Source organism: Mycobacterium adipatum (assembly GCF_001644575.1).
In the GTDB taxonomy this organism is placed as follows: domain Bacteria; phylum Actinomycetota; class Actinomycetes; order Mycobacteriales; family Mycobacteriaceae; genus Mycobacterium; species Mycobacterium adipatum.
This window is the reverse complement of record NZ_CP015596.1, coordinates 103,886-129,092: the sequence shown is the minus strand read 5'-3', so window position 1 is coordinate 129,092 and position 25,207 is coordinate 103,886. Positions and strand designations below refer to the sequence as shown.

Sequence of the window (25,207 nt, the reverse complement as noted above, 5' to 3'; positions counted from 1 at the left end):
GCCGCTCACCTGAGAAAGGCTGCGGCGACGCCGGCGTCGACCGGCACGTGCAGCCCCGTGGTGTGCGAGAAGTCGCTGGTGCACAACGCAAACGCGGCGTTCGCGATGTTCTCCGGCAGTACCTCGCGTTTGAGCAGGGTGCGCTGGGCGTAATAGGCGCCGAGCTCCTCCTCGGGCACCCCGTACACCGCGGCGCGTTTGGCGCCCCACCCGCCGGCGAAGATCCCGGAACCACGGACCACCCCATCGGGGTTGATGCCGTTGACCTTCACGCCATGCTCGCCGAGTTCGGCTGCCAGCAGCCGAACCTGGTGGGCCTGATCGGCTTTGGTGGCCGAGTAGGCGATGTTGTTGGGGCCGGCGAACACCGAGTTCTTGCTCGAGATGTAGATGATGTCACCGCCGAGCTTCTGGTCGATCAGGGCGCGCGCGGCGGCCTTGGAGACCAGGAAGGAGCCGCGGGCCATCACCTTGTGCTGCAGGTCCCAGTCCGCGGCGGTGGTGTCCAGCAACGACTTCGACAGCGAGAGCCCGGCGTTGTTGACGACGATGTCGATGCCGCCGAAGGCCAGTGCGGCCGAGTCGACGGCGGCCTGTACCGCGTCCTCGTCGGTGACATCGGCGGCGATCCCGATGGCGACGTCGGTGTTGCCGATCTCGGCTGCTGCGGCACTGGCCTTTTCGGCATCCAGGTCGGCGATCACCACGCAGGCACCCTCGGCGGCCAGTCGGGTCGCGATGGCCTTGCCGATGCCCGAGGCCGCGCCGGTCACCAGCGCGATGCGGGTGGCCAGCGGCTTGGACTTGGGCATGCGGGCCAGCTTGGCCTCCTCCAGCGCCCAGTACTCGATGCGGAACTTCTCGGACTCGTCGATCGGAGCGTAGCTGGACACCGACTCGGCGCCGCGCATCACGTTGATGGCGTTCAGATAGAACTCGCCGGCCACCCGGGCGGTCTGCTTGTCCTTGCCGTAGCTGAACATGCCGACGCCGGGAATCAGCACGATGGCCGGGTCGGCGCCGCGCATCGCGGGGCTCTCGGCGGTGGCGTAGCGGTCGTAGTAGGCCCGATAGTCGGCACGGTACAGCTCGTGCAGTTCGCTCAGTCGGGTCTTGCATTCCTCGATACCGGCATCGGCGGGCAGATCGAGCACCAACGGCTTGACCTTGGTGCGTAGGAAGTGGTCCGGGCAACTGGTGCCCAGCGCGGCCAGCCGCGGATGCTCGGCAGCGGACAGGAAGTCGAGTACCGGCGTGACATCGGTGAAATGACCGACCTGCGGGCGGTCGGCCGAGGCCAGGCCTCGGATGAACGGTGCCAGCGCGGCGGCCTTCGCGCGGCGCCGATCCTCGGGCAGCGGGGCGTAGCCGTCCAGCGGTGCGCCGAAGGGCTGCTCGCTGCCGTTGGCGGCCAGGTACTCCTCGGCCAGTCGGATGATCTCCAGTGAATTGGCCTGGGCCTCATCGGAGGTCTCGCCCCACGCGGTGATGCCGTGCCCGCCCAGGATGCAGCCGATGGATTGGGGATTGGCCTTCTTGATCTCCGCGATGTCCAGGCCGAGCTGGAATCCGGGGCGCCGCCACGGCACCCAGGCCACCCGGTCACCGTAGATCTTGTGGGTCAGCGCCTCGCCGTCGGCGGCGGTGGCGATCGCGATGCCGGAGTCGGGGTGCAGGTGGTCGACGTGCGCGGCGTCGACCAGGCCGTGCATGGCGGTGTCGATGGACGGCGCCGCGCCGCCCTTACCGTGCAGGCAGTAGTCGAAGGCGGCGACCATCTCGTCCTCGCGGTCCACGCCGGGGTAGACGTCGACCAGTGCGCGCATGCGGTCCAGCCGCAACACGGCCAGGCCACTCTCGGTGAGGGTGCCCAGGTCACCGCCGGATCCCTTGACCCACAACAACTCGACGTCGTCACCGGTCACCGGGTCGGTTTCGGTGCCCTTGGCCGAGGTGTTGCCACCCGCGTAGTTGGTGTTCTTCGGATCGGAACCCAACGCGTTGGACCGCGCGATCAGTGCTGCGACAGGACTTTTGGTCAGTGATGGCATCTTATGCTCCCCACGAGGATTGAGTTCCGCCGACTCGTTCGGCGTTGATGGTGTCCTGGTAGCCGCTGTCGCGGAACGCGGCCATCGGGTCGGCCGGCAGGCCCTGTGCGACGCGGCGCTCGGCCAGCATCGGCCGGACGTCGGTGTAGAAGGCGTTCATGAAGATCTCGTTGGCGCCCAGCACATCGCCGGCCTCCTGGGCGACGGTCAGTGCGTCGGTGTCCACCAGTGCGGCACGGGCGGTCATCTCCGCGACGTTGAGGACCGAGCGGATCTGGCCGGGGATCTTCTCCTCGACGTTGTGGCACTGATCCAGCATCAGGGCCACCGTTGAACCGTCCTCCAGGCCACCGCCGCGGATCACCTCGAACATGATGCGGAACAACTGGAACGGGTCGGCCGCGCCGACGATCAGATCGTCATCGGCGTAGAAGCGGGAGTTGAAGTCGAACGAGCCGAGCTTCCCCAGCCGCAGCAACTGCGCCACGATGAACTCGATGTTGGTGCCCGGCGCGTGGTGCCCGGTGTCCAGGCAGACCTTGGCACGTTCGCCGAGTGCGCTCACATGAGCATAGGACGTGCCCCAGTCCGGGACGTCGGTGGCGTACATGGCGGGCTCGAAGAACTTGTACTCCAGCACGAGTCGCTGGTCGGCGCCGATGTGTTGATAGATGGCGGCCAACGACTCGGCCAGCCGGTCTTGGCGGCCGCGGATATCGCCCTGGCCCGGGTAGTTGGTGCCGTCGGCCAGCCAGATCTTCAGGTCGCGGGACCCGGTCTGGTTCATCACCTCGATGCAGGCCAGGTGGTGGTCGATCGCCTTTTGCCGGACGGCCTTGTCGGTGTGGGTGAGGCTGCCGAACTTGTAGGCGTCGTCCTGGAAGGTGTTGGAGTTGATGGTGCCCAGCCGGACCCCGAGGTCACCGGCGTAGCGTCCGAGGGCGGCGTAGTCCTCGACCGTGTCCCACGGGATGTGCAGGGCGACAGCCGGTGCCAACCCGGTGAGGCGGTGCACGGTGGCCGCGTCGGCCAGCTTCTCCTCGATGGTGCGTGGGGTGCCGGGGGTACCGAACACCTTGAAGCGGGTGCCGGAGTTGCCGAATGCCCAGGAGGGCAGTTCGATGGCGAGATTGTCGAGCGGGGTGTTCATGTGATCCTCAGACTGCGGTGATGGGGGCAGGTGCCGGCGCGCTGACCGGTGCGCCGTAGCGCTCGGATTCGATCTGCTGCAACGATTTACCCTGGGTGCGCGGCGCCCAGACCGCCCCGATGATCAGGGCCACGGTGAGCAGTCCGACGAGCAGGATGCCGACGGTGGTCAGCCCGGTCGCGGCGAGCATGGTCGGGAAGAAGTAGCTGAGCAGGCCGGTGGCAGTGCGCACCACGAAGAACATCACGCCCTGGGCGCTGGCCCGGTACGGCGTGGCGAACAGCTCGCTGGCCCACAGGCTGTAGAAGGCCTGGCAGCCGATGCCGGCCGAGATACCCCACAGCACAGCGAAGATCAGCATCGTGGAGATACCGCTGTCGGTGAAGGCGACCAGCACGATCCAGCCGACGATGCCCAGTGCGGCGCCGAAGACGTAGAGTGCGCGCTGGGAGACCCGGTCGGCGTAGCGCATGAAGCCGAAGTAGGTGGCGGCCACGGTGCACCCCCACACCAGCACCTGCAGCAGGTTCTGCTGGACGGGGCTGTGCAGGCCGGCGGTGTCATAGACACGCGGCATGAAGATGCCGGCCTGGCCGGCGACGGTGTTCCAGAACAGGTAGATGCCGCCGAGGAACAGCAGGGCGGTGATGTTGACCTTGCGGGAGAACAGGCCGCGCACGCCGCGGGCTCCGACCGTCGAGCTCAGTTCGAGAGACTCGTTGACAGCCTCGTCTTTCCAGATCTGCGATTCCTGCAGGCCCTGCCGGATCCACCAGACGATGGCGGCCACCACGAACAGGTGCACGAAGATGATGCGCGAGCCCAGCAGTTCCAGCGGTGCCAGTGCGGCGGCCAGCGCGAACCCGATGAACGGCCCGACCGACCAGGCGAGCTGGGCGGTGCCGACATGCTTGGCGCGCTCGTTCGACGGTGCCTGCTCGGCGATGTAGGTCCAGGAGGCCGGCACTCCGGCGCCGACCGCGATGCCGGTGATGACGAACGCCGCGAGCAGCATGGTGAAGTTCATCGCGAAGGCGGCCAGCAGCACGCCCGCCATGTACACCAGCAGGTCGTAGGTGTAGATCGCCTTGCGTCCGAAGCGGTCACAGAGTGGGCCGCCGAGCGCGGCTCCGATGGCGGCGCCGAAGGCGTTGGCGCTCAGGGCGGCGAGCAGTCCGACGGCGAAGTTGCTGATCCCGAATTCGGCCTGCCAGAACCCGAGGCTGGTGGCGATCGCGATGATCGACCCGGCCTCGATGTAGTTGGACATGGCGACCGCGATGGTTGCCCGCCAGCCGGTGGTGGAGCGCGCTCCGATTTTCATGGGTGTCCTAGGTGTGTGCAGAGGTGGGGGTGATCAAGCCAGGTGGAAGTACTCGGTGAGCAGCTCCAGGCTGCTGTCGGGGCGGGCCTCGGTGCGGAAGTACTGCGCCATCTGTTCCTGCCACTTCTCGTTGACCGCGGTCCGGCTCATCTCGGCGGTGGCACGGGCGAAATCATCGGTTTCCAGGTAACCCACCACCATGCCCTCGTCGGGGCGCAGGAACAACGAGTAGTTGTGCCAGCCGGCGGTCCGCAGGGCGTCGAGCATCTCGGGCCAGACCTCGGTGTGTGCTTGCAGGTAGTCGTCGACGCGGTCGGGCTTCAGGTGCATCACAAAGCACACGCGTTGGATGTCGTCCATTCGCCACTCCCTTATTGAAACGTTTCAATTTGTGATGGGGGCAACAATAGGCATGCGGCGGCCGGTGCGTCAAGCGCCCGCTGGCCGCGGGCAGCCGGGCGGGTTCAGGCCTGCGTGGACAGTCGGGTCACCAGCTCGGGCTGGAACAACACGTGGCGAGGATGTCGGCCCGCGTTCTCGGTCGCTCTGAGCAGTAAATCGATTGCGGTGCTGCCGATCTCGAAACTGGGCTGGCGTATCGACGTCAGCGGGACCACGGCGGAGCGGGCGAACTCGATATCGTCATAGCCCACCAGTGCGATATGGCCGGGCACCATCACATCGCCCATCAGGGCGAGCGCCTGGAGCACCCCGATGGCGACCAGGTCGTTGGCGCAGAAGATCCCGTCGGGTCGGCGCGATGCCGGTCGGTCACGGATCTGCTCACCGACCGCGCGGCCCGCCAGCACGGTCAGCGTCGGCGTGGAGATGACCTCCAGCTTCGCATCCGGTACCGCTGCCAGTGCGTTGCGGGCGCCCTGCAGGCGGTCACGCACCTGGCGCAGCTCGGGTGGCCCGCCGACGAAGGCGATCCGGCGGCGGCCGATGGCTGCCAGGTGTTCAACCGCGAGGGTGCCTCCGGCGATGTCGTCGACGGCGACCGAGTCGAAATCGGTTCCCGATCCGTCGCGGTCCACCAGGACGACGGGAGTGCCGCGCTGGCGTAGCGCCGTCAGCCGGTCGAAGTCGTCGCCGACCGGCGACACGAGCAGGCCGAACACTCGCTGTTCGTCGAACGCATCGATGTAGGAGCGTTCCCGCTGCGGGTCGTCATCGGAGGTGCCCAGCAGCAGGGTGAGGTTGTGTTCGGCGGCGCGGGCGCCGGCGCCGCGGGCGATATCGGTGAAGAACGGGTTGCCGACATCGAGGACGACCAGGCCGACGCTGCGGGACCGGCCGGCCTTGAGCTGGCGGGCTGCGTCGTTGCGGACGAAGCCGAGTTCGTCGATGGCGGCCTGCACCCGCGCGACGGTGGCCGGGGACACCTTGTCGGGCGAATTGAGCACGTTGGACACCGTGCCGACCGACACTGCCGCCGCCGCGGCTACCTCGCGAATGCTCACCATGTGCGCTCGCTCGCGTGGGCCCGGACCGCGGGGGCGATCCAGGAATTCAGGAAGGCCCGCAGGTCGCGGCCGGTGCGGGCGGGTCTGCCCGGGTCGAGGATGAACGACTGCAGGGTCCGGAGCATGAACTCGACCAACTCGTTGAGTGCTTCTTCGGCGAAACCCGCTGCGGCCCAGTCGACATCGAAGCGCTCCAGGATCGACCGGCCGAATCCGATGGCCAGGTCCGAGGTGACTCCCGCGGTGAAGGCGCTGGCCTTGCCCGGCTGCAGGACGAGGCTGAGATATCTGTCGTGGGGCAGTTGTTCGAGGGTGTACGCCAGCCCCTCGACAACTGCCTCGGTCGGGTCGGTGATGGAGCCCAGCCGGTCGGCCAGCCGGTCCAAGAAGGATGCCACCGAGGACACGGCGGTGGCGGAGAGCAGGGTTTCCTGGGTGGGGAAGTACCGGTAGATGGTCTGCCGGGTGACACCGAGGGTTTGCGCGACCTCCGACACGCTGACCGTGCCGTGCGTGTCGATCGCCGCACGGGTGGTGGCGAGGATGCGGTTGACCGCTTCCTCGTCGTCGACCGGGATGTTGCCCGACCAGCCGTGCCTGCGCATGCCTCGATCGTCGCACGATCCGCTCTCGACCCTTGACAATACAATCGACGATGAATGTATGGTCTGATGATGATCTCCCGCCCGCCGAACAGCACCGATGAAGAGTTGACCCGCCGCGCGCTGCGCCATGCCCTCGACGGCACCACGGATATGGCCGACCGTGAACTCAAAGTGCCACTGCACTATTACCGTGACCCGAAGATCACCGAGATCGAGGAATCACAGATCCTGCGCCGGGTGCCGCTGGCCATCGTGCCGTCCGCGCAGATCCCGGAACGCAACGATTACGTCGTGCGCTCGGTCCTCGGCGATTCGCTGCTGATCACCCGCGACCGGACCGGCACGAGCCACGTCCTGCTCAACTACTGCCGGCATCGCGGTGCCATGCCGGCCTGCGGCTCGGGGAACTCCGCGAGATTCGTCTGCCCGTACCACGCGTGGACATACAAGAACACCGGCGAGCTGTTCATGGTGCCCGGTAAGGCGGGCTTCGACTCGATGGACGTCAAGGACTACGGACTGGTCGAACTGCCGTCGGTGGAACGCTACGGATTCATCTGGGCGGTGCTCACCGCAGACGCCACCATCGATCTGGACGCACATCTGGGTCCATTGAAAGACGAACTGGCACTGTGGGACTACCCCTCCTACGGCTATCACACCGACCGGGAGTTCTCATCCGAGGTGTCCTGGAAGGGCGCGCTGGAGGCGTTCGCGGAGGGCTATCACTTCCCCTTCGTGCACGGCGAGAGCCTGATCGGGCAGAACACGCTGCCCAACACAGCCGTCTATGACGAGTTCGGCAAGCACCATCGCATCGGTTTTCCGTTTACCTGGATCAAAAATCTCGACTCCGACCCGTCGGCCACGCGCGATCCCGGCGCCAACATGGGCGTCATCTACTGGGTCTACCCCAATCTGATCTTGGCCAACAGCCCCGTCGGGGTCGAGATCATCGACATGCTGCCTGACGGGGATCCGACGCGCTGCACCGTCCGGCACAGCTGGATGGGACGCATCCCGGCGACCGATGACGATATGCGCGCGCTCTACGACACCGTCTACGAAGGGGTTCACGCCGCGGTCCGCGATGAGGATTTCGCGATGCTGCCGCAATGCGGGCAGGGCGTAAGGCACGGGCAGCACGATCATATGATCATCGGACGCAACGAAATTGCGGTGCAACACATGATCAAGGTGTTCGCCCAGGAACTCGGGGTGGCGCTGGGGTAGCCGCGGCGGCGGTCGTCGCCACCCGTTTGCTTGTCGGACCCGGGTGCGAGAATCGTGGTATGCCGCCTCCGACAGCGCCTTTGGATCGGGATCGGTTCGCGCCCAAGCGTATCGAGGTGCTGTTCGACGAGATGGCGGAGTTGACCGGGCAGCGCAATGCCATCGATGGCCGGTTGGTGGAGATCATCGCCGAGATCGGCGGCGCGGGCAGCGAGGACGGGAACGCGTTGTGGGGTGCCACCGGGTGTCGGTCGCTGCCGGGGTTGGTGGCGTGGAAGACCGGGGTGAGCCCGCGCCGGGCCGAGACCATGGTGAACCGTCCTGGGTCTGGTGGAGATCGTGATCGCACCAGGAGGATGTTGTTGTGGCTGCGCCGAGGAAGTTCGACCCGGAGACCCGTGAGCGGGCGGTACGGATGTATCAGGACCGGATTAGTCAGGCCGGGGATTCCAAGCGAGGGGCTCGTCGCTATGTCGGCGAGATCCTTGGGATCAATGAGGCCACGTTGCGCAACTGGGTGGAGGGCCGTTACGGCTCGACTGACCCCGGGGCTGGGCAGGGGTCTGGTGACCCGGTTGCGGAGTTGACGGCGTTGCGTCGGGAGAATGCCGAGTTGCGCAGGGCTAATGAGATTCTCAAGACAGCGACAGCGTTTTTCGCGGCGGCGGAGGTCGACCGCCGACTTCGGTGATCGTCGAGTACATCGACGCTCATCGTCACCGGTTCGGGGTCGACCCGATCTGCACCGTGCTTTCGAGCTACGGCGTCAAGATCGCCCCGTCCACCTACTACGCGGCCAAAGCCCGCGGCCCAGTCAGCGACACTGCCTGGAACCAAGCGCACGCCGCCAACACCGTGCACCAGCTGTTCGTCGACAACCGGCGGCTCTACGGGGTCCGCAAGATGTGGCACGCCATGAAACATGCAGGCCACGACATCGGGCGTGATCAGGTGGGCCGGCTGATGAGCATCTGCGGGATCAGCGGTGCGGTGCGTGGCAGACGACGCACCACGGTCACCACTACCGCTGATCCGGGGGCGGCGCGCCATCCCGATCTGATCGCCCGGCAATGGGGTGCGCCCACGCGTCCCGATCAGTGGTGGGTCGCTGATTTCACCTACACCTGGACGCTGGCAGGGTTTGTCTACACGGCGTTCTGCGTCGATGTGTATTCACGGCGGATACTGGGCTGGCGGGTGATGTCGACCAAGGCGACACCGCTGGTGCACAGTGTCCTCGAGCAGGCTGTGTTCACTCGGCGCAGAACTGATTTCCATTTCACGACAACAGGTTTGGTGCACCATTCCGATGCCGGAAGTCAGTACACATCGCTGGCCTTCACCGATGCATTGCACGACTCCGGTATCGCGGGATCGATTGGTTCGGTCGGTGACGCCTTGGACAACGCATTGATGGAATCCGCGATCGGTCTCTACAAGACCGAGCTGATCAATCGCACCCAGTCCTGGACAGGGCGGGCCGAGGTGGAACGAGAAACCGCCGCCTGGGTGCATTGGTACAACACCACCCGCCTGCACTCGGCTCTGGACTATCTCTCGCCCTGCCAGCACGAGGACCGGTACCGTCACACCGTCGCCTCCACAGCAGAGGTGGCATAACCGAAGGTCTCCACCCAGACCAGGACGGTTCATGGTCGCGGTGGCGCACCGGTTGTCGGAGCTTGGACGCTGCGCGGCGGGCCTGCGGGAGGGCCGGGTGTCGTTGGATCAGATCGGGGTGATCGCCGAGCGTGGCGGGCCGGGCTGCGATGAGCATTACGCGGAGTTGGTGGCGGTCGCCACGGTGAGCCAGTTGCGTACCGCGGTCGAACAAGAGCCGCGCCCCGAGCCCGACCCGGCGGTGGAGCCGCAGCGGTCCTTTTCGCAGGTCGAGGGCGAGGGCTACACCAGCTACCGCCTCCGGCTGCCCACGGTGGAGGCCGCGACGTTCGAGGCCGGCCTGCAGTCGCACCGCGACAAGCTGATCGCGCAGTGGAAACGCGACCACGACCCCAAAGACTCGATTGATCCGCGCGAGGGGGATCAGTACGACGTCGACAGATCCGACACGATTTCGGTGCAGGCGCCGCCGTTGCCGAACCTCGTGGACGCGTTCATGAGTCTGATCGAGGCCGGCTGGGATGCCGATGTGGCGGTGCGCCCGCACGGTCAGCACACCACCGTGGTGATTCACGCCGATGTGGACACCCCGGTCGCGGCGTTGCACCTGGGTCCGGCGCTCTCGGAGGCCGATCGCCAGTACCTGCTCTGTGATACCACCTGCGAGGTGTGGTTCGAACGCCACGGTCGGCCCCTCGGGGCGGGGCGGGCGACCCGGACGGTGGGGCGGCGGCTGCGCCGGGCGTTGGAGCACCGTGACCGCACGTGTGTGGTGCCCGGGTGTGGAGCGACCCGCGGGTTGCATGCCCATCATCTGGTGCACTGGGAGGACGGCGGGCCCACCGAACTGTGGAATCTGGTGTTGCAGTGCCCGTTTCATCACCGCCTGCATCACCAGGGTGGCATCACCCTCACCGGGCCCGCCGACACCCTGAACGTCACCGACCAGCATGGCGACGAACTGACCAATGCCGCGTTGGCCCGCCCACCCAGCACGGCGGCACCCGAGGTGCCACCGTGCCCCGGCCCGAAGGGTGAACGCGCCCAATGGTGGTGGTACACACCATTCGAACCGCCACCACCGACGACCAACGAGGTCAGCTCATCCGGACCTGTGCGTCGGCGAGTGCCTCGGTGATGCGGTGGGCGTCGATGAAACCGAGTGCCGAGCAGGCAGCCGACCGGTCCTACTCCAGCACGAACACCGGGATCAGCCGGTCGGTCTTGGTCTGGTACTCGGCGTAGGGCGGGTACGCAGCCACGGCCAGCTCCCACCAGTGCGCGCGCTCCTCGCCCTCGACCTCGCGGGCGGTCAGTTCGATGACCTTGTCGCCGTCCTGCGCGGTGACCTGTGGGTGTGTCTTGACGTTGTGATACCACGCCGGGTGCTGCGGATCGCCGCCCTTGGACGCGACCATCGCGTACTTGCCGTTCTCCTCCACGCGCATCAACGGCACGTAGCGCTTCTTGCCGGATTTGGCGCCGGTGGTGGTGAACAGCACCACGGGGCGGTCGAGGATCTCAACTCCATCGGTGGTGCCCTGCGCGAGGATGCGTTCGGTCTGGTCGCGGACCCAGTCGGTCGGGCTCAGTTCGGGGGTGTTGGACATGGGCACTAGAACACCACGGACCGGCGGATTGTTTCCGTCTTCGACCAAACCGCCGCGATCTGGGACGCTGCAAGCATGGCCGATGTCTTCATCACGACCGCCGAACTCGCGAACCTGCTGACTGCGGAACAGCCCGTGACCTTGCTCGATGTGCGCTGGCAGCTATCCCAGCCGGACGGCCGTGCCGACCATGAGCGCGGACACCTGCCCGGCGCCGTCTACGTCTCCCTCGATGACGAGCTCACCGATCACCGGGTCGACGGCCGGGGCAGGCATCCGCTGCCCTCCGGATCGGCCCTGCAGGAGGCGGCGCGCCGCTGGGGCGTGCGCCGGGGTGTACCCGTGGTGATCTACGACGATTGGAACCTGGCCGGTTCAGCGCGGGCGTGGTGGGTGCTGCGGGCCGCGGGGATCGGGGATGTGCGGATCCTCGACGGCGGCCTGCGCGCCTGGATCGCCGCGGGCCATGCACTGGAGGCCGGTCCGGTCGTAGCGTCACCCGGCGATGCGGTGGTGCTGCACGAGGACCTGTATGCGGGGGCGATGCCGACGCTGACCGCGGACGAGGCCGCCGGGCACCCGAACCTGCTCGACGCCCGCGCACCGGAACGATTCCGCGGTGATGTCGAACCCATGGACCCGCTGGCCGGGCACATCCCGGGAGCTCGGAACCTGCCCAGTACCGCGGTCCTGACGGCGGCCGGAACGCTGCTGCCCGATGCCGAGATAGCGGCGCTGGGCTGGTCATTCGGTGGCTCGGACCAGGTCGGGGTGTATTGCGGCTCGGGGGTGACGGCATCGGTGCTGGTGGCGGCCCTGGCCGCGGCCGGCGTGGATGCGGCACTGTTTCCCGGATCGTGGTCGCAGTGGAGTGCGGAAGGTCGTCCGGTGCAGACCGGCGATCAGTGATGGGCAATCATCTTGACCGCCACCACGGCCGCACCGGCACCGGCCAGGAGTAACACGGCCACGATCTGCTGCCACCACACCAGCCCGGCGCGGTGCACCGCGGCGAAGGCGATGAGTGCCATCTCCGCGACCAGGAACCACATGGCGATCCACACCGCGTCCGGAGTGTCGAGCACGCCGAAACCGGCCAGTGCCAAGATCACCGCCGGCGCGGCCGCCGCCTGCAGGATCTGACCGGAGGAGGCCAGCATCGCCCAGGCCGAGTGCCCGCGCGGGGCCTTGCCCTCCACGCTGAGCCGGGCGATGAACTCGGCCAGCAACGCCGCCGCCCACAAGCCGCCCGCGGCCACCGCCACGTCGATCACCCGGTACCAGGCGTTGGTGTCGACATCTGTGTAACGGGCGAGGGCGGCCAGCGTTGCCAGGCAGGAGATGGCACCGTACATCCGCTCGCGCAGTGCGGCGACCACATGCTCGACCTGGACACCGTCCGTCGCGGGGGACGGCGTCATGCCAGCCGCTCGGTCAGAAACGTGCCGATCTCGCGGATCGAGGTGTCCATGATCTCCCGGTTCCCCTGGGTGTTGAAGGCGTGATCGACGGGGTAGGCGGTGTGCCTGACCTCGACACCACCGTCGCGCAGCCGGGCGGCGATCTCGACCATCTCCGGTCCCAGTGTGTCGAGGTCACCCGTCTGAATCAGGGTGGGCGGCATCTTCTGGGCCAGCTCGGTGTCGAGGTAGGGCGAGGCCATCGGGCTGGTGTGGCTGGCGGGGTCCACGAAATAGAGTCTGGCCGACAGTTTCTGCAGTGTCGGCGAAATGGCGGCATTGGCCTTGGGTGACGTGCGGTCGGTGCGGGTGCAGTCGGCCACCGCATAGGACAGCACCGCGGCCCGTAGCGCGAACGCGGAGTCATGGGCGTATTGCGCGAGGTTCATGCTGAGCTTTGCCCCGGCGCTGGCGCCGCCGACACTGACCCGTTCGGCATCCCAGCCCTGTTGGTCGCCATGATCGAGCGCCCATTGCAGCACGTCGATGCATTCTTCCTCTGCGACAGGGAAAGTCACCTGAGGGGCGGCGTGATAGTCGATCGCCAGGACGACGCAGCCGACATCGGAGGCCAGATACCGGCAGATGTGCGCATCCTCGTGGGTGTTGCGCAGCACGAAGCCGCCGCCGTGGATGTCGATGTGCAGCGGCGGACGGCGGGTGGCCGTGCCGCCCAGCGGAGACGCCGGATGCGGCCGGTAGACGAAACACCGGACCGGGCCGTGCCGGGTCGGCACCCGCACCACCGCGGGCGCGTCGAGACGGTGCGTCGGTTCCGGGACGGCGGGCGGCCGGAACAACAGCGGCGCGGTCTGCTGCGCCAGGTAGGCCAGCGCGTACTCCAGCGGCGCGATCCGCGGGTTCCCCATCCTCACACGGTAGTGGGCCGCACCGTCAGCATCTGGGCTGACGAACCGATCGGTCCGGTTTCGTCGTGAATGATGCTGTGGGTCAACCCGAGTCCGTCCGGGCCGAAGGACACGCTGGTGTCGAAGCCCAGCCACTCGCCGCGCGGCTCGGCGAACAGATGCGCGGTCAGGTCGATATTGGGGAAGGCGACCGCGCTGGGCTCGGCACGAACGGCCAGGCCGTTGGCGATATCGAGCAGCCCGATCGCACGGGCGGCGGGACTCGCTGCTTCCCCCGCGACCAGCCCGACGCCGGTGCGCACCCATGCGGTGCTGCGCCCCGGAGCCGGCGCGAGTCGCCGCACCTCGGCCGACGCGATGAATCCACCCGGCCAGGCGGCGGACATGTCCCACGTCGGCATCTCGTCGACACCGGGTATCGGGGACAGCGCCGACCCGGCCAGGTGGGCGGTCGGGAAGCGCTGCATCAGCCAGGCCCGCAGCACCAGTACCGGGCGGCCGCCGTGGGTCATGGTCGCTTCGACCAGTTCGATGCTGCGCCCGGGACGCAGCACCCGAACGGAGACGTCGACCTCGGTGACGGGAACCGTACCGAGGATGTCGTAGGACAAGCGGGTCAGCGGTAGCCGGTCATCGCGCCGGCGGTCACGGTCCTGCTCGACGATGTGCGCGAGCAGCCCGAGGGACGGTGCGATGTGCTGCTCGTCCGGACTCCACGCGCCCTGGGTGTGCCGGGAAGCCCGGAAACGCGATTCGCCGGCACGCTCGAAATAATGCACCCGACGATGATGGTCCGGTGCTGGGGCGGGGACCAAATCACCGTTCGTCGCGTGAGGTTGCCGTTGCGTGCGTGCCTAGGATCGAGGTCATGGCCCGGAACTATGCGACCGCCGACGCGGTCTCCCTCGAGGAACTCCTGGAATTCGTGCGGCCGCGGCACGCGATGGTGCTGACCACCTTCCGCGCCGACGGATCGCTGCAGAGCTCTCCGGTCACCGGCGGGGTGGACGAGCAGGGGCGCATCGTCATCGCGAGTTATCCGCAGCGTGCCAAATCTGTGAACATCGGGCGCACCCCGCGGGCCAGCGTGACCGTGCTGTCCGAGGAGTTTTACGGCCCGTACGTCCAGGTCGACGGCGACGCCGAACGCATCGACCTGCCCGATGCGGTCGAGCCGCTGGTCGACTACTTCCGGTCGGTGGCCGGGGAGCATTCGGATTGGGACGAGTACCGGCAGGCCATGGTCGATCAGGGAAAGTGCCTGCTGCGCATCACACCTCGCCGGTGGGGTCCGGTGGCCACCGGTGGCTTCCCACCACCACGCTAGCTCGGACGCCGGTACTTACCCGACGGATCGAATCCGGAATTGCTTATCGCGGTGGACAATCCGGTACCGATCGGCCCCAGACGGTCGAACAGCCCGGTCGACCCGGTGGCGATCCCGTCGGCGCTGGTGTGACTCAGAGCGGCCAGACCGATGTACGGGCCGTCCGGTAACCGGCTGAGCGCCAACGTGTAGTCGGCGTTGATGAACGCCAGGCCCGCGGTGCTGAAGTTGGTCATCGAGCTGGTCACATCGACGGCCATCGCCGCCCGGATGAACGGGGTCGGGGTCTCGCCCGCCACCAGGTCACGGAATTCACGAACCCAGGCGTACCGCGGCCCCTTGTGCTGCCACGGGAATTCCAGGCTGTCCGAGTCGGCGGTGGCTCCGTAGGCCCGGATGAACATCGGCACGGTGTCCCCGATCTCGTCGGGTTCGGCGGGTATCGGCGGAAGGGTGAGTGCCGTGCTCCAGAACTCGCCGTCGGGTTGGGTGCCGCGGCGCAGATAGAGCGCCGAGGCGCGGGCCACGAGGTGACCGTCCTGGATCATCGCGGCGTCCACGGATCGCATCCGGCCGCCGGCGCGCACGACGGTGGCGCTGACCCGGACCGGCTCGGTGGCCACCCGGCGCAGGATCTCGACCGTCAACCGGGCGGGGTGCAGATCGACATCGTCGACCTGGGCCTCGATGGCGCGGGCGAGCAACCCGCCCACCACCTGGCCGCCCAGGGTGGGTCCCCATCCGCCGTGGGCGATGGGGTTGGGCACCAACTCGTCGCCGCGCTGGGTGAGAAACGGCGTCGCCGTCGTGCTCGTCATACCGGCGATATTACAAACACAGTTACCGTTGTAACAACGATAGCTGTGCGCGATAGAAATCGAGGTGGGCGTGGGCCGCGTCGTCCCACGTCAACGACCGGGCCAGGGCTCGGCCCGGTCCGGGATCGCCCGGCGCGGTGAGCAGTTCTGCCATCGCGGAGGCGAACCCCGCGGGAGCATCGGCGTAGCGCACGGTGTCGCCGAACACCTCGCGCAGCACCGGCAGATTCCGGGTGACCACCGGCCGGCCCGCCGCCAACGCCTCCAGCGCGGCCAGTCCGAATCCCTCCTTCGTGGAGGGAAACGCGAACACCTCGCACCCCGCGACCAGGCTCGGCAGGTCGTCGTCGGCGATGGCACCGAGGATCACCGGAGCGATATCCAATGCCTGACAACGTGACTCGAACTCACTGCGGTAGTCGCGGTAATCGAAGAGGGTCTCGCCACCCCCGATGACCAGCTGCAGATCCGGACGGTCGCGCCGGAGCAGGTGAAATGCCTCGACGAGATCGAGGGTGCCCTTGCGGGGTTCGATACCGCCCACGGTCAGCACGTAACGGCCCAGTTGTCGGCGCCAACGCGCGACGCCCGAGATGTCTTCGGCGGCGTCGCTGAACCGTTGCGCATCAACACCGTTGGGAATGACCGTCGGATCGAAGCCCCATCCCGACCGCACCTGGGCGGCCACCGCGGCCGATACGCAGATGCGGGCACACGGCGCCACGATCGCCTTCTCGTGGCACTCGGCCAGGATCGGTGTGGTGAACTCGTCGAGGTGGTGGATGGTGCGGATGCACTCGCCGACCGCATTGGCGCTGATGCAGTCCTGCGCGTGCACGATGTCGTAGTCGGTCGGGGTGAAGGACCGGCCCAACAATTCGATGGACCGCACGATGCGGTCGGTCACGGTGTCACCGGGCAGATCGGAGAACTCGACCAGGCGAATCCGCACCGCGGGGTCCACGGGCCGGAAGAAACCCCGATCCCCGGCCCTGGCCAGCGACCACACGGTGACATCCGCCCCGCGGCGGGCCAGTGCCTCGGCCAGGTTGAGGGTGTGGACGACGCCGCCGCGGGGCTTGGTCGAGTAGGTCAACAGCGCGATCCGCATCTCAGCTCTTCGTTGCGGTGCGATAGCTGTCCGGGCGGAGTTCGACCAAGTGGTTCAACACCTTTCGTGCCCGGCTGATCTCGGCCTCGACATCGATCTCCACCTTGGCGAGCCCACCCTTGGAACGGGTGTTGGCCAGGATGTCGCCGCCCGGCCCGACGATCTTCGCCTGGCCGAGGAAGCGCAGATTCCCCATCACGCCGGTCTGGTTCGAAGACACCAGCACCACCTGGTTCTCCGCGGCCCGCGCGCAGTCATAGAGGTCGAACAGCCGTGACTGCCGGTCTGCAGGCAGCCGGGACGCGCGATCGGTGATGCTGGCCGGCCACGCCGACAGCGCCGCGATGATGTGCGCCCCGTCCAGAGCCAACGCACGGGCCGACTCGGGAAAGGTCTTGTCGTAGTCGATCAGCATGCCGACCGGGCCGACCGGGGTGTCGAACGTGCTGAACCGGTCGCCGGCCAGATAGGTCAGCGCCTCGCCGGCCGGCTGGTGGACCTTGCGGTAGCTGCCCAGGACGCCGTCGCCGGACACGCAGATCGCCGCGTTGTACCGGCTGCCGCCCGCCGCGGCCTCGGCATAGCCGACGCACACCGTCATCGGGCCCGCCGCGGCGATCACCGCACCGATCTCCGGGCCGTCGGGGTCGAGGGCGGGTGGCGGATCATTGGGGTCCGGTGCGTGGAAGTCGCCGATGTATCCGCCCAGACTGGCGTCGGGAAGGACCAGGAAGTCGACCCCCTCGCGGGCCGCGGATTCCACGATCCCGACGACCTTGGACACACCGCGGTCGACGTCGCGGCCGAAATGTGCCGCGACCGCGCCCAGGGTGACCGATGCCATGCGCTCCCCTCAGGCCGGGCCGATGCCGGTGACCGGCGATGTCAGGGCGGTCGTCGTCACCCCGTCCGGCCAGCGTAGGCGCACTCCGGGTGCGGCGGTCAACGACCCGCAGTCCGCGCCCACCACCCCGTCGGGCAGCGCGACCGGGGTGCGGTGTTCACCGGCGGTGAGCATGGCGAAACCCGGAAAGCAGGTCAGCCAGGAGCCGCTGTCGGCGGCGGTGGGCCGGGGCACCGCGGCCACCTCCAGCTCGGCGCCGGTGCCGGCGGCCTCGGCCAGCATGCCCAGCGTGCCGACCACCCCGGCCATGCTCACGTCCTTGGCGGCGCGGGGTCGGGTGGCCGCCACCCACCCGGCCATCGCCGCCAGGTCGGCGGAGCTGCGGGCGCTGGTCGAATCCCATTGTTTGCCGGTGTAACCCGGCCGCCACCCCCCGCTCAGATCGGCGGTCAGCCGGATCCGGTCGCCGGTGGTGGCTCCGCCGGCCGGGATGGGGTCGGTCGTGCGTCCCAGGGCCGTCACCGCCAAGGCGGCGGGCACGCCGAGCTGGGTGTGCCCGCCGAGCACGGGCACCTGCCAGGCCACCGATGCCGCGGTGATACCGCGAATCACCCGGTCCAGCATGCTGCGCGTGGGCGCGCCGACCGCGTCCAGCAGGCCGGTCGGGGTGGCGCCCATCGCGGACAGATCGTTGATATTCACCAGGACCGAGCACCATCCGGCCCACTCCGGATCGCGTTCCACCATCGAGGCGATGATGGCATCGCAGGCGACGACCATATCGGTGCCCGGTACCGGTGCACCGTCGTCACCGGCGAAACCGGCCGGGCCGAGTCCGCCGCGAACGGCCCGCAGCGGTGCCAAGGTGGCGCCGAGGAAGGACTTCGTGGCGCGCGCCAGCCGGTCGAATGGGTTGAGCGGCCAGCGCATCCAGTCATGCGGCGCTCCGGCGACGACCGTCTCGCCCAGGCTGTCCCAACCCAGCGCGCTGAACCGGGCCCGGTACCGCCGCTGCACGGTGGCCTCGAACCGCAGCACCCCGGCGGACTCGACGTACGCGCAGGCGGCCCGGATGAGCGCCGGCCCGATTCCGGCCGTTCGCGCGTCGGCGGAGGTGACCAGCCGGCTGCCGGTCCACCAACCCAGATCTACCGAACCCACGGGGGCCAGCCGTACGCCGCCCACCACAGTGCCCGCGGGATCGGTGGCCACCAGCACCACGGTGCGTGGGTCGTCGTCGGTGTCGTCGTGGTCACTGCCGATGAACAATCCCTGCTCGTCGACGAATGCCTCCCTGCGCAACCGGTGGTACCCGCTCAGTTGGTCTTCGTCTTCGGCGCGCCGGATGAGAAACGGTGCGCTAGGACGGGATCCGGCCAGTATCGACAGGTCGGCGGGGAATGTCTGGGTGCTGCGGTCGAAGTGGATCATCAGGCACCCAGTCCCTGCAGCACCGAGCACGCCCCGCAGGCGGCACAGCCGGCCCGCTGGTCGGCTCCGGTCATCCCGGCCAGCGAGAGCAGCGCAGCGACCTCGCGGGATACCTTCTCGACGACGGCGGCGTCCGGGGCGGTGGCCCTGTCGACGTCGACGGCCAGCGAACCGGGTTGCGGGCGGAACGGGACCACGAAGGGGTAGACCCCCATCTCGATGAGTTCGGCTGCGCCCGCGATGAGCGCGTCGGCGTCTTCACCGAGACCGACTAGCAGGTAGGTCGAGACCTGGTTGCGTCCGAACACCCGCACCGCCTCCCGCCAGGCCTCGTGGTACCGGTGGATGGGCACCGTCGCCTTCCCGGGCATCCAGCGTCGGCGGACCTCGTCATCGAGGGACTCGATGTGGATGCCGATGGCATCGGCACCGGCCTCGCGCAACTCGGTGATGACGGCGAGATCGGCCGGCGGTTCGCATTGCACTTGGACGGGCAGGGTGGGGACGGTGGCCTTGACGGCCCGCACACAACGCGCCAGATGACGCGCGCCGCGGTCGGTTCCGGCCGACGTCCCGGTGGTCATGATCATCTGCGTGACCCCGTCCAACCGGACCGCCGCCTCGGCGACCTCGGCCAGATCGGTGGGCCGCTTGACGGCTGTGGTCGCACCCGAGCGCAGTGATTCCTCGATGGTGCAGAACCGGCAGCGCTGATCCGGTGCATAGCGAATGCAGGTCTGAACCACCGTGGTGGCAAGCACATTTCGGCCGTGCAGCCGAGCCAGCTTTTCGTACGGCACACCGTCGGCGGTGCGCAGATCATAGAACGCGGGCCGTTCGATGACCTCGACGTCCAGCCCGGTGTCCTGGCCGTCCAACAGCACCCGGGTGCCGTCGAAGACGAACGGACTGTCGTCGTTGCGGGGTATCGCGGCGTTGATGCCGTCGATGACGAGATGCCCGTCGGCGCTCGGGCCGGCGCCGGCGGACCGGCTGACCGGTGGCCGGCCGCGGAAACCGAGCAGGGCCAGATCGACTCGGGTGGAAACCGACATGAGGAGCTCCTAGGTGACGGGTCTTGCGGTCGATGACAGACGCTGCGTCTGGCCGGCCTAGTGACCGACCGCGAGCCGCAGCACGGACTCGTGGTAGTTGCTGATGATGGTGGCGGCGATGTGCTGGGCGTCGCGGTCGATGCCGAGGAACCGGCCCGATCCCCAGGTGTGCATCCAGGGCAGCCCGATGAAACTCAGCCCCGGCACGTTGGTGACACCGCGGGTCTGCATGGGGCGTCCTCCGCCGTCGAAGGCGCTGGCCTCGATCCACCGGTAGTCGGGCCGGTACCCGATCGCCCAGATGATCGACGTGACGTTCTGGGTGACGAGATCCATCGTGGTGGGCTCGGATTCGGGAATCCAGACCGGTTCGTAGCGGCTGGCCGGAGGTGCGTCGATTCCCTGTTGGTCGATGTGGCGGTCGATATCGGCGCAGATCGAGTTGTACACCGAATCGGCGTTGTCGAGGGCCGCGGTGAGGGTCGGATCGAACCGCAACAGTGTGCCGGCTCCGTCGGCCAGTGCGCCGTAGAGTCGCATACCTTCGGTGGCGAACTGGCGGAGGTCCACATCGCGACCCCCGTCACGCCCGGTGACGTAGTGGTTGGTCTTCTCGATGGCCGCCTTGCCGCCCGGGTACTGGGCGGCCGGTCGGTCGTAGAGGCCCATATCGGACAGCCAGGTCATGCAGTCACGCCCGCGGTATGCACGGGCCACTCGCGGTGCGCTGCCGACCGCGAGGTGGACCTGGCGTCCGGCCAGATGCAGATCCTCGGCGATCTGTGCGCCGGATTGCCCGGTGCCGACCACCAGAACCGCACCCTCGGGTAGCTGTTCGGCGTTGCGGTACTGCTCCGAGTGGATCTGCAGGACGGACTCGTGCAGCGAATCCGCGTAGGGCGGGATCACCGGGAGCGGATACCCGCCGGTGGCGATGACGGCGTGCTCGCAGGTGATGGTGTCCTCGCCGGTCGCGGATCCAAGCGTCAGCTCGAATCCGCCGGTGGGCCCGTTGGACAGCCGGGTGACCCGGGTGTGCGCGCGGACCGGCGGGTCGAAGGTGTCCAGCCAGCCGGCCAGCCACGTGATGACCTCGTCCCGGGTCATGAAGCCGTCCGGGTCGGGACCGTCGTAGCGATATCCGGGCAGCCGGCAGTGCCAGTTGGGGGTGACCAGGGTGAAGTTGTCCCACCGGGTGTCCGCCCACGCGTGTACCGGGGTGCCGGCTTCCAGCACGAGGTGTTCGATTCCGGCGCGGCCCAGATACCAGCTGACCGAGAGTCCGGCCTGTCCCGCCCCGATGACGGCGACGGGGACGTGAGTGACGGTCATCTGGGCTCCATCGGTGGGTGCATGGCCGTGATCTCGATGACGGCATCGTCGGGGAAATCCGAAGCGGCGCTGACGATGCGGTGACCCGTCTCGGCCGCCGACGTGCACGCGAAGCCGAACTTTGCCCGGACTCGGTCGCTGGCCTCGGCCAGGGCCCGTCCGGACCTGTCGACGAACTCGCCGACCGTGTAGCACCCGCCGGTGCGCAAGTAGTCATGAATGACGAGGCTGGGCGAGTAGCAGCGCTGGATGCTGCCGTCCGGCCAGCGGACGTCGAAGGTCATTTCAGGCATGCGCGAGTTCCTGCCATTTCGCGGTGTCCGTGTCGGCGGTCAGTGGGCCGTAGACATCGGGCCTGCGGTCACGCAGGTGGAACATGCCGGCCCGCATCGTGCGGAACGTGGTGTCGAGGTCGACCTCGGCCACCGCCATCCCGCTATCCAGAAGTGTTGTCGCCAAGATGTTCCCGCCGGGATCGACCACCTTGGCATTGCCCACGTAGCGCAGCGAACCGAAGGTCCCACTCTGGTTGGAAGCGATCCAGAAGACCTGGTTGTCCAGTGCCCGGGCCATGTCGAACAGGTTGAATCGGTAGGTCCAGCGATCGTCCTGCAGATTTTCCGCGGTGGCCGTGCGCGCCGCCGGCCATGCCGACAGGCTGGCGATGATCTGGGCGCCGTCGAGTGCCATCATGCGTGCCGCCTCGGGGAAGGCCTTGTCGTAGCAGATCTGCAGCCCGACCCGGCCGACCGGGGTGTCGAAGACGCCGTAGCCCGACCCCGCCGAGTAGGACATCCCCTCCCCGAGGGGTTGGTGCACCTTGCGGTAGGTGCCGTAGATCCTGTTGCCGTCCAGTACGGCCGCGGTGTTGTAACGGGTTTCGCCGTCCTCGGCGAGTTCGCAGAATCCGATCGCGATCACCAGGTCCCCGATGATCCGCTGGATCCGGGCGATCTCGGGACCGTCCAGCCTGATCGCCGGGGGCAACGAGCGTCGGGTGGTCTTCACGGTGTCACCGTGATTGCCGAGCGAGGACAGGTAGCCGCCCACGGCGGCCTCCGGCAGCACCATGAAGTCGACACCCTGCTCGCGGGCCTGTGCGGTCAGGGCGGCGATGAGCGCGTAGTTCTGTTCCAGGTCCCGGGTGAAATTCGCCGAGACGGCGGCCAGCGTGGTCATGGTGGATGTCCCTAGACCATGTAGGTGGAGTTGATGATCGCGCCCTTGCGGGCGTAGTAGATCAACGCGTCCTGCACATCGAGGGGATGCGCCGGGATGACGCCTTCGATGAGATCCTCTTCCCGTCCACCGTGCAGTCCCAGGCCGAACCGGCAGCAGAACACGGTGCCACCCTCCTTGATGAAGGTGCCCAGGGCGTCGTTGATGTTCTGTTCTCCGGGGAATCCGGAGTCACCCGTCTTCGGGAATCCGCGGGTGGCCAGGCAGTTGATGGCACCGGGGCCGTAGAAGTACAGCGCCGATTCGAAGCCCTTGCGCAACGCCCGGGTGGCCTGCAGCACCGCGACGAACGACACCGAGGATTCGTGGGCGATACCGTGCACCAGGGTGAAGTAACTCTCGCCCTCGTCGGCCTGATAGTCCGGGAAGATCTTGGTGCCGCCGTAGATATTGGATCCCTTCGGTAGCGACGGATGCGGGATCTCGGCCAGTGAGGTGGCGATGTTCTCGGCGATGGACGAATCAAAAGACATGGGGGTCTCCGTGTTTCACGTGTCTGTGGATCGGCGACGATGCCGGATGCCGGTGAGTTCGGCTGATTCCATTACAGGCGGTCACCATTGCCGACTGGTTAGGGATGGAATACGTCTATGTTGCCGGCGCCTCACCGACGAAACGCGGTCGAAACATCGAATCATCTTGTGTAGAAACAAAATTAGGACCAGAGCATGAATCGCCAAGGTCCTCGAGGGCGCCGCGCTCCGGCGGCGGCAGTTGGATACTACCCTAATTATTAGGGGGCTATCCAGACGGTCGGGGTATCCCGGTATCCGGCTCGCGGCCGCACCGCTGGATTAGCCTGAACGGATGAAGCTGGACGGTCAGCAGCTGACCGCGTTCGCGGCGGTGGTGGAGTTGGGCAGCTTCGATGCGGCCGCCGAGCGACTGCATGTCACACCGTCGGCCATCAGTCAGCGGATCAAGGCTCTGGAGCAGCGGGTCGGGCAGGTACTGGTCATCCGTGAGAAACCCTGCCGGGCGACCGGAGCCGGAATTCCGTTGTTGCGGCTGGCCGCGCAGACCGAGATGCTCGAGTCCGAGGCGCTGGCCGAAACGGCGGGGGGATCGACCGAACGTACCCGCATCGCGATCGCGGTCAACGCCGATTCGATGGCCACTTGGTTCAACGCCGTATTCGGCCGGCTGCCCGGCGTCCTGTTCGATATCCGGATCGAGGATCAGGACCACTCGGCCAGGCTGCTCCGCGAGGGGGCGGTGATGGGTGCGGTGACCACCGAACGCACCGCGGTCCCGGGCTGCCGGGTGCGGCCGCTCGGCGTGATGCGCTATGTGCCGGTGGCCGCGCCGCGATACGTGCGCGAGTACCTGCCGGCCGGATTCACCGCAGCCGCGGCGTCGACCGCGCCATCGTTGGCCTGGAATCGAGATGATGCGCTGCAGGACAACCTGATCCGCAAGGCCTTCCGGCGGCCGATCACGCGCCCCGTGCACTATGTGCCGACCGCGGAGGGTTTCGGCGCGGCGGTCCGCGCCGGACTGGGGTGGGGCATGTACCCCGAGCAACTCGTGAACGCGGATTTCGTCCGGATCGCCGACGTCCACCTGGATGTGCCGTTGTACTGGCAGAGCTGGAAACTGGACAGCGAGCTGGTCGGCAACGTCGGCGCCGCGGTGTCGGATGCCGCAGCCGTACTGCGGCGCCCGGGTCGTTAGGCCTGCGCGCCGACCGCGCGGCGGGCCGCCTTCTCCTCGTAGAAGCGAGCGCGTTCGTCCACGGCATCGAGGAACCGGGCCAATTCGATGCGGGCCTGTTCGCCGGCGGGCCCGAAATCGTCGCGGTCGAAGATCCGCCAGAAGCGCAACACCGGCTGCAGCACCTCGTCATGATGGATGCGCAGGTCGTAGATGCCGGCTTTGGCGATGAGGATCGAGTTCTCGTGGAAGTCCGTCATTCCGGCACCGGGCATCGCAAAGCCGATGACCTCGTCGCGGATGGCACGCATGGCGGCATCCGGTGCGATATCGAGCGCGGCGGACATGAGGTTGCGGTAGAAGACCATGTGCAGGTTCTCGTCGGCCGCGATCCGGGCGAGCAACTGGTCGGCGATCGGACAACCCGAGGCGCGCCCGGTGTTTCGGTGCGACACACGGGTGGCCAACTCCTGGAACGACACGTATGCCAGCGCCGCCAGCGGGGTCTTGTCGCCCGAGTCGTATCCGGCGACGGTGTGTTCCATCCGCAGCGCCTCGAGCTTGCTGGGATCGACACCGCGTGTCACCACCAGGTAGTCGCGTAGCGCGATGCTGTGGCGGCCCTCCTCGGCGGTCCATTGCCCGACCCAGGTGCCCCACGCGCCATCGCGCCCGAAACGGGTGGCGATCTCGCGGTGGTAGGAGGGCAGATTGTCCTCGGTCAACAGGTTGACCGTCAGTGCCGCCTTGGCGACCGGGTCCAGCGGGGAATCCTCGGGTGCCCAGTCCTGGCCGCCCAGAAACGCGAAATCGCGCCCCCGGCTCCACGGCACGTAGTCGTGCGGATCCCAGGGTTTGACCGTGTCGAGATGGCGCTCGAGGTTCTGTTCGACGATCGGCTCCAGCTCGTGCAGCACGCCGTTCTGATCCACCATGGCGGTCTCCGTTCCCTTTACACCGCTAAACCTACGGTACCGTAACTTACGGTACCGTAGGGTGCGGTCGGTGC

26 protein-coding genes, 1 pseudogene and 1 other annotated feature are annotated in these 25,207 nt (G+C 67.6%); of the genes and pseudogenes, 7 read left to right on the top strand and 20 right to left on the bottom strand.

Annotation, left to right across the window (positions count from 1 at the left end; genetic code table 11):
* Window positions 1–5: 5 nt before the first annotated feature.
* The 6 genes from A7U43_RS00625 to A7U43_RS00600 form a co-directional block, all read right to left on the bottom strand.
* Complete coding sequence (locus A7U43_RS00625) at window positions 6–2,051, bottom strand: bifunctional rhamnulose-1-phosphate aldolase/short-chain dehydrogenase (RefSeq protein WP_067989885.1); 2,046 nt, start codon at window positions 2,049–2,051, stop codon at window positions 6–8.
* A gap of 1 nt (window position 2,052) precedes the next feature.
* Window positions 2,053–3,201, bottom strand: coding sequence for an L-rhamnose isomerase (gene rhaI / locus A7U43_RS00620; RefSeq protein ID WP_067989883.1), 1,149 nt, complete (start codon window positions 3,199–3,201; stop codon window positions 2,053–2,055).
* A 7-nt stretch (window positions 3,202–3,208) separates the two neighbouring features.
* Window positions 3,209–4,525 carry an MFS transporter gene (locus A7U43_RS00615; protein ID WP_067989881.1) on the bottom strand — a complete coding sequence of 439 codons (1,317 nt, stop codon included), beginning with the start codon at window positions 4,523–4,525 and terminating at the stop codon, window positions 3,209–3,211.
* A 33-nt stretch (window positions 4,526–4,558) separates the two neighbouring features.
* Window positions 4,559–4,885, bottom strand: coding sequence for an L-rhamnose mutarotase (locus A7U43_RS00610; protein WP_067989879.1), 327 nt, complete (start codon window positions 4,883–4,885; stop codon window positions 4,559–4,561).
* Between the two features lie 104 nt (window positions 4,886–4,989).
* Window positions 4,990–5,991 carry a LacI family DNA-binding transcriptional regulator gene (locus tag A7U43_RS00605; RefSeq protein ID WP_067989875.1) on the bottom strand — a complete coding sequence of 334 codons (1,002 nt, stop codon included), beginning with the start codon at window positions 5,989–5,991 and terminating at the stop codon, window positions 4,990–4,992.
* Window positions 5,985–6,596: a TetR/AcrR family transcriptional regulator gene (locus tag A7U43_RS00600; RefSeq protein ID WP_067989873.1), complete on the bottom strand. Its 612-nt coding sequence runs from the start codon at window positions 6,594–6,596 to the stop codon at window positions 5,985–5,987. Before A7U43_RS00600 ends, A7U43_RS00605 begins: the two co-directional genes overlap by 7 nt.
* A 54-nt stretch (window positions 6,597–6,650) precedes the next feature.
* Here A7U43_RS00600 and A7U43_RS00595 point away from each other — a divergent pair, with 54 nt between their 5' ends.
* The 4 genes and pseudogenes from A7U43_RS00595 to A7U43_RS00580 all read left to right on the top strand — a co-directional run bounded on the left by A7U43_RS00595 (window position 6,651) and on the right by A7U43_RS00580 (window position 10,587).
* Window positions 6,651–7,829 carry an aromatic ring-hydroxylating oxygenase subunit alpha gene (locus tag A7U43_RS00595; protein WP_418287666.1) on the top strand — a complete coding sequence of 393 codons (1,179 nt, stop codon included), beginning with the start codon at window positions 6,651–6,653 and terminating at the stop codon, window positions 7,827–7,829.
* A 59-nt stretch (window positions 7,830–7,888) separates the two neighbouring features.
* Window positions 7,889–8,140 (top strand): annotated as a pseudogene (locus tag A7U43_RS28925) (hypothetical protein); the annotation flags it as partial.
* A 53-nt stretch (window positions 8,141–8,193) separates the two neighbouring features.
* A protein-coding gene (locus tag A7U43_RS00585) for an IS3 family transposase (protein ID WP_156525800.1) occupies window positions 8,194–9,449 on the top strand; the annotation gives its coding sequence in 2 pieces (ribosomal slippage) (window positions 8,194–8,491 and window positions 8,491–9,449; 1,257 coding nt in all).
* Window positions 8,478–8,609: a sequence feature (AL1L pseudoknot), on the top strand. (Overlaps the previous gene by 132 nt.)
* A gap of 31 nt (window positions 9,450–9,480) precedes the next feature.
* Window positions 9,481–10,587 carry an HNH endonuclease signature motif containing protein gene (locus A7U43_RS00580; protein WP_067989868.1) on the top strand — a complete coding sequence of 369 codons (1,107 nt, stop codon included), beginning with the start codon at window positions 9,481–9,483 and terminating at the stop codon, window positions 10,585–10,587.
* Window positions 10,588–10,636: 49 nt separating this feature from the next.
* Here the strand turns inward: A7U43_RS00580 and A7U43_RS00575 are convergent, their stop codons facing one another.
* Entirely contained in the window at window positions 10,637–11,059 is a 423-nt protein-coding gene (locus A7U43_RS00575; RefSeq protein WP_068001644.1) for a nitroreductase family deazaflavin-dependent oxidoreductase, read from the bottom strand.
* A 75-nt stretch (window positions 11,060–11,134) separates the two neighbouring features.
* Here A7U43_RS00575 and A7U43_RS00570 point away from each other — a divergent pair, with 75 nt between their 5' ends.
* On the top strand, window positions 11,135–11,968 hold the full coding sequence (locus A7U43_RS00570; RefSeq protein WP_067989866.1) for a sulfurtransferase: 834 nt from the start codon (window positions 11,135–11,137) through the stop codon (window positions 11,966–11,968).
* On the opposite strand, the gene A7U43_RS00565 is transcribed toward A7U43_RS00570, so the two are convergent.
* The 3 genes from A7U43_RS00565 to A7U43_RS00555 are packed head-to-tail and all read right to left on the bottom strand — an operon-like array spanning window position 11,962 to window position 14,167.
* Window positions 11,962–12,480: a hypothetical protein gene (locus A7U43_RS00565; RefSeq protein WP_067989864.1), complete on the bottom strand. Its 519-nt coding sequence runs from the start codon at window positions 12,478–12,480 to the stop codon at window positions 11,962–11,964. The genes A7U43_RS00570 and A7U43_RS00565 overlap by 7 nt on opposite strands.
* Entirely contained in the window at window positions 12,477–13,388 is a 912-nt protein-coding gene (locus tag A7U43_RS00560) for an alpha/beta hydrolase fold domain-containing protein (protein ID WP_067989861.1), read from the bottom strand. Before A7U43_RS00560 ends, A7U43_RS00565 begins: the two co-directional genes overlap by 4 nt.
* A 2-nt stretch (window positions 13,389–13,390) precedes the next feature.
* On the bottom strand, window positions 13,391–14,167 hold the full coding sequence (locus A7U43_RS00555; RefSeq protein WP_067989859.1) for a thioesterase family protein: 777 nt from the start codon (window positions 14,165–14,167) through the stop codon (window positions 13,391–13,393).
* 89 nt (window positions 14,168–14,256) lie between these two features.
* Between A7U43_RS00555 and A7U43_RS00550 the strand changes: the two genes are divergently transcribed.
* The gene (locus A7U43_RS00550; protein ID WP_067989858.1) at window positions 14,257–14,715 is read left to right on the top strand and encodes a PPOX class F420-dependent oxidoreductase; all 459 of its coding nucleotides are present in this window, start codon (window positions 14,257–14,259) and stop codon (window positions 14,713–14,715) included.
* Here the strand turns inward: A7U43_RS00550 and A7U43_RS00545 are convergent.
* Genes A7U43_RS00545 through A7U43_RS00505 form a run of 9 tightly spaced genes read right to left on the bottom strand, consistent with a single transcriptional unit; the run spans window position 14,712 to window position 23,018 of the window.
* Window positions 14,712–15,533 carry a thioesterase family protein gene (locus tag A7U43_RS00545; RefSeq protein ID WP_067989855.1) on the bottom strand — a complete coding sequence of 274 codons (822 nt, stop codon included), beginning with the start codon at window positions 15,531–15,533 and terminating at the stop codon, window positions 14,712–14,714. The two genes, A7U43_RS00550 and A7U43_RS00545, sit on opposite strands and share 4 nt — an antisense overlap.
* 22 nt (window positions 15,534–15,555) lie before the next feature.
* A complete protein-coding gene (locus A7U43_RS00540) occupies window positions 15,556–16,644 on the bottom strand; it encodes an MSMEG_0565 family glycosyltransferase (protein WP_067989852.1) in 1,089 nt (362 codons plus the stop codon).
* Window position 16,645: 1 nt separating this feature from the next.
* Window positions 16,646–17,488 (bottom strand): carbon-nitrogen hydrolase family protein, encoded by an 843-nt coding sequence (locus A7U43_RS00535; protein ID WP_067989850.1) that lies wholly within the window; start codon window positions 17,486–17,488, stop codon window positions 16,646–16,648.
* Window positions 17,489–17,497: 9 nt separating this feature from the next.
* A complete protein-coding gene (locus A7U43_RS00530) occupies window positions 17,498–18,919 on the bottom strand; it encodes an MSMEG_0567/sll0787 family protein (RefSeq protein ID WP_067989849.1) in 1,422 nt (473 codons plus the stop codon).
* Window positions 18,919–19,974: an MSMEG_0568 family radical SAM protein gene (locus tag A7U43_RS00525; protein ID WP_067989847.1), complete on the bottom strand. Its 1,056-nt coding sequence runs from the start codon at window positions 19,972–19,974 to the stop codon at window positions 18,919–18,921. The genes A7U43_RS00530 and A7U43_RS00525 overlap by 1 nt, the downstream gene beginning before the upstream one ends.
* A 57-nt stretch (window positions 19,975–20,031) precedes the next feature.
* Entirely contained in the window at window positions 20,032–21,306 is a 1,275-nt protein-coding gene (locus A7U43_RS00520) for an MSMEG_0569 family flavin-dependent oxidoreductase (protein ID WP_067989845.1), read from the bottom strand.
* A complete protein-coding gene (locus A7U43_RS00515; protein WP_067989843.1) occupies window positions 21,303–21,599 on the bottom strand; it encodes an MSMEG_0570 family nitrogen starvation response protein in 297 nt (98 codons plus the stop codon). Before A7U43_RS00515 ends, A7U43_RS00520 begins: the two co-directional genes overlap by 4 nt.
* Entirely contained in the window at window positions 21,592–22,485 is an 894-nt protein-coding gene (locus A7U43_RS00510; protein ID WP_067989841.1) for a carbon-nitrogen hydrolase family protein, read from the bottom strand. The genes A7U43_RS00515 and A7U43_RS00510 overlap by 8 nt, the downstream gene beginning before the upstream one ends.
* Before the next feature lie 11 nt (window positions 22,486–22,496).
* Window positions 22,497–23,018, bottom strand: a complete 522-nt coding sequence (locus A7U43_RS00505) for an MSMEG_0572/Sll0783 family nitrogen starvation response protein (protein WP_067989839.1) — start codon at window positions 23,016–23,018, stop codon at window positions 22,497–22,499.
* Between the two features lie 334 nt (window positions 23,019–23,352).
* Between A7U43_RS00505 and A7U43_RS00500 the strand changes: the two genes are divergently transcribed.
* Window positions 23,353–24,219, top strand: coding sequence for a LysR family transcriptional regulator ArgP (locus A7U43_RS00500; RefSeq protein WP_067989837.1), 867 nt, complete (start codon window positions 23,353–23,355; stop codon window positions 24,217–24,219).
* Here A7U43_RS00500 and A7U43_RS00495 read toward each other — a convergent pair.
* A complete protein-coding gene (locus tag A7U43_RS00495; RefSeq protein WP_067989834.1) occupies window positions 24,216–25,133 on the bottom strand; it encodes an acyl-ACP desaturase in 918 nt (305 codons plus the stop codon). The genes A7U43_RS00500 and A7U43_RS00495 overlap by 4 nt on opposite strands.
* Between the last annotated feature and the right edge of the window lie 74 nt (window positions 25,134–25,207).

Excerpts from the sequence above, each read along its gene's own strand:
- A7U43_RS00520 (WP_067989845.1), bottom strand. The coding sequence starts at position 21,306 with ATGACCGTCACTCACGTCCCCGTCGCCGTCATCGGGGCGGGACAGGCC.
- A7U43_RS00615 (WP_067989881.1), bottom strand. The coding sequence starts at position 4,525 with ATGAAAATCGGAGCGCGCTCCACCACCGGCTGGCGGGCAACCATCGCG.
- A7U43_RS00495 (WP_067989834.1), bottom strand. The coding sequence starts at position 25,133 with ATGGTGGATCAGAACGGCGTGCTGCACGAGCTGGAGCCGATCGTCGAA.
- A7U43_RS00600 (WP_067989873.1), bottom strand. The coding sequence starts at position 6,596 with ATGCGCAGGCACGGCTGGTCGGGCAACATCCCGGTCGACGACGAGGAA.
- A7U43_RS00550 (WP_067989858.1), top strand. The coding sequence starts at position 14,257 with ATGGCCCGGAACTATGCGACCGCCGACGCGGTCTCCCTCGAGGAACTC.
- A7U43_RS00625 (WP_067989885.1), bottom strand. The coding sequence starts at position 2,051 with ATGCCATCACTGACCAAAAGTCCTGTCGCAGCACTGATCGCGCGGTCC.
- A7U43_RS00575 (WP_068001644.1), bottom strand. The coding sequence starts at position 11,059 with ATGTCCAACACCCCCGAACTGAGCCCGACCGACTGGGTCCGCGACCAG.
- A7U43_RS00605 (WP_067989875.1), bottom strand. The coding sequence starts at position 5,991 with ATGGTGAGCATTCGCGAGGTAGCCGCGGCGGCGGCAGTGTCGGTCGGC.
- A7U43_RS00565 (WP_067989864.1), bottom strand. The coding sequence starts at position 12,480 with ATGACGCCGTCCCCCGCGACGGACGGTGTCCAGGTCGAGCATGTGGTC.
- A7U43_RS00595 (WP_418287666.1), top strand. The coding sequence starts at position 6,651 with ATGTATGGTCTGATGATGATCTCCCGCCCGCCGAACAGCACCGATGAA.
- A7U43_RS00535 (WP_067989850.1), bottom strand. The coding sequence starts at position 17,488 with ATGGCATCGGTCACCCTGGGCGCGGTCGCGGCACATTTCGGCCGCGAC.
- A7U43_RS00530 (WP_067989849.1), bottom strand. The coding sequence starts at position 18,919 with ATGATCCACTTCGACCGCAGCACCCAGACATTCCCCGCCGACCTGTCG.
- A7U43_RS00510 (WP_067989841.1), bottom strand. The coding sequence starts at position 22,485 with ATGACCACGCTGGCCGCCGTCTCGGCGAATTTCACCCGGGACCTGGAA.
- rhaI (WP_067989883.1), bottom strand. The coding sequence starts at position 3,201 with ATGAACACCCCGCTCGACAATCTCGCCATCGAACTGCCCTCCTGGGCA.
- A7U43_RS00540 (WP_067989852.1), bottom strand. The coding sequence starts at position 16,644 with ATGCGGATCGCGCTGTTGACCTACTCGACCAAGCCCCGCGGCGGCGTC.
- A7U43_RS00500 (WP_067989837.1), top strand. The coding sequence starts at position 23,353 with ATGAAGCTGGACGGTCAGCAGCTGACCGCGTTCGCGGCGGTGGTGGAG.
- A7U43_RS00505 (WP_067989839.1), bottom strand. The coding sequence starts at position 23,018 with ATGTCTTTTGATTCGTCCATCGCCGAGAACATCGCCACCTCACTGGCC.
- A7U43_RS00570 (WP_067989866.1), top strand. The coding sequence starts at position 11,135 with ATGGCCGATGTCTTCATCACGACCGCCGAACTCGCGAACCTGCTGACT.
- A7U43_RS00610 (WP_067989879.1), bottom strand. The coding sequence starts at position 4,885 with ATGGACGACATCCAACGCGTGTGCTTTGTGATGCACCTGAAGCCCGAC.
- A7U43_RS00580 (WP_067989868.1), top strand. The coding sequence starts at position 9,481 with ATGGTCGCGGTGGCGCACCGGTTGTCGGAGCTTGGACGCTGCGCGGCG.
- A7U43_RS00560 (WP_067989861.1), bottom strand. The coding sequence starts at position 13,388 with ATGGGGAACCCGCGGATCGCGCCGCTGGAGTACGCGCTGGCCTACCTG.
- A7U43_RS00525 (WP_067989847.1), bottom strand. The coding sequence starts at position 19,974 with ATGTCGGTTTCCACCCGAGTCGATCTGGCCCTGCTCGGTTTCCGCGGC.
- A7U43_RS00545 (WP_067989855.1), bottom strand. The coding sequence starts at position 15,533 with ATGACGAGCACGACGGCGACGCCGTTTCTCACCCAGCGCGGCGACGAG.
- A7U43_RS00515 (WP_067989843.1), bottom strand. The coding sequence starts at position 21,599 with ATGCCTGAAATGACCTTCGACGTCCGCTGGCCGGACGGCAGCATCCAG.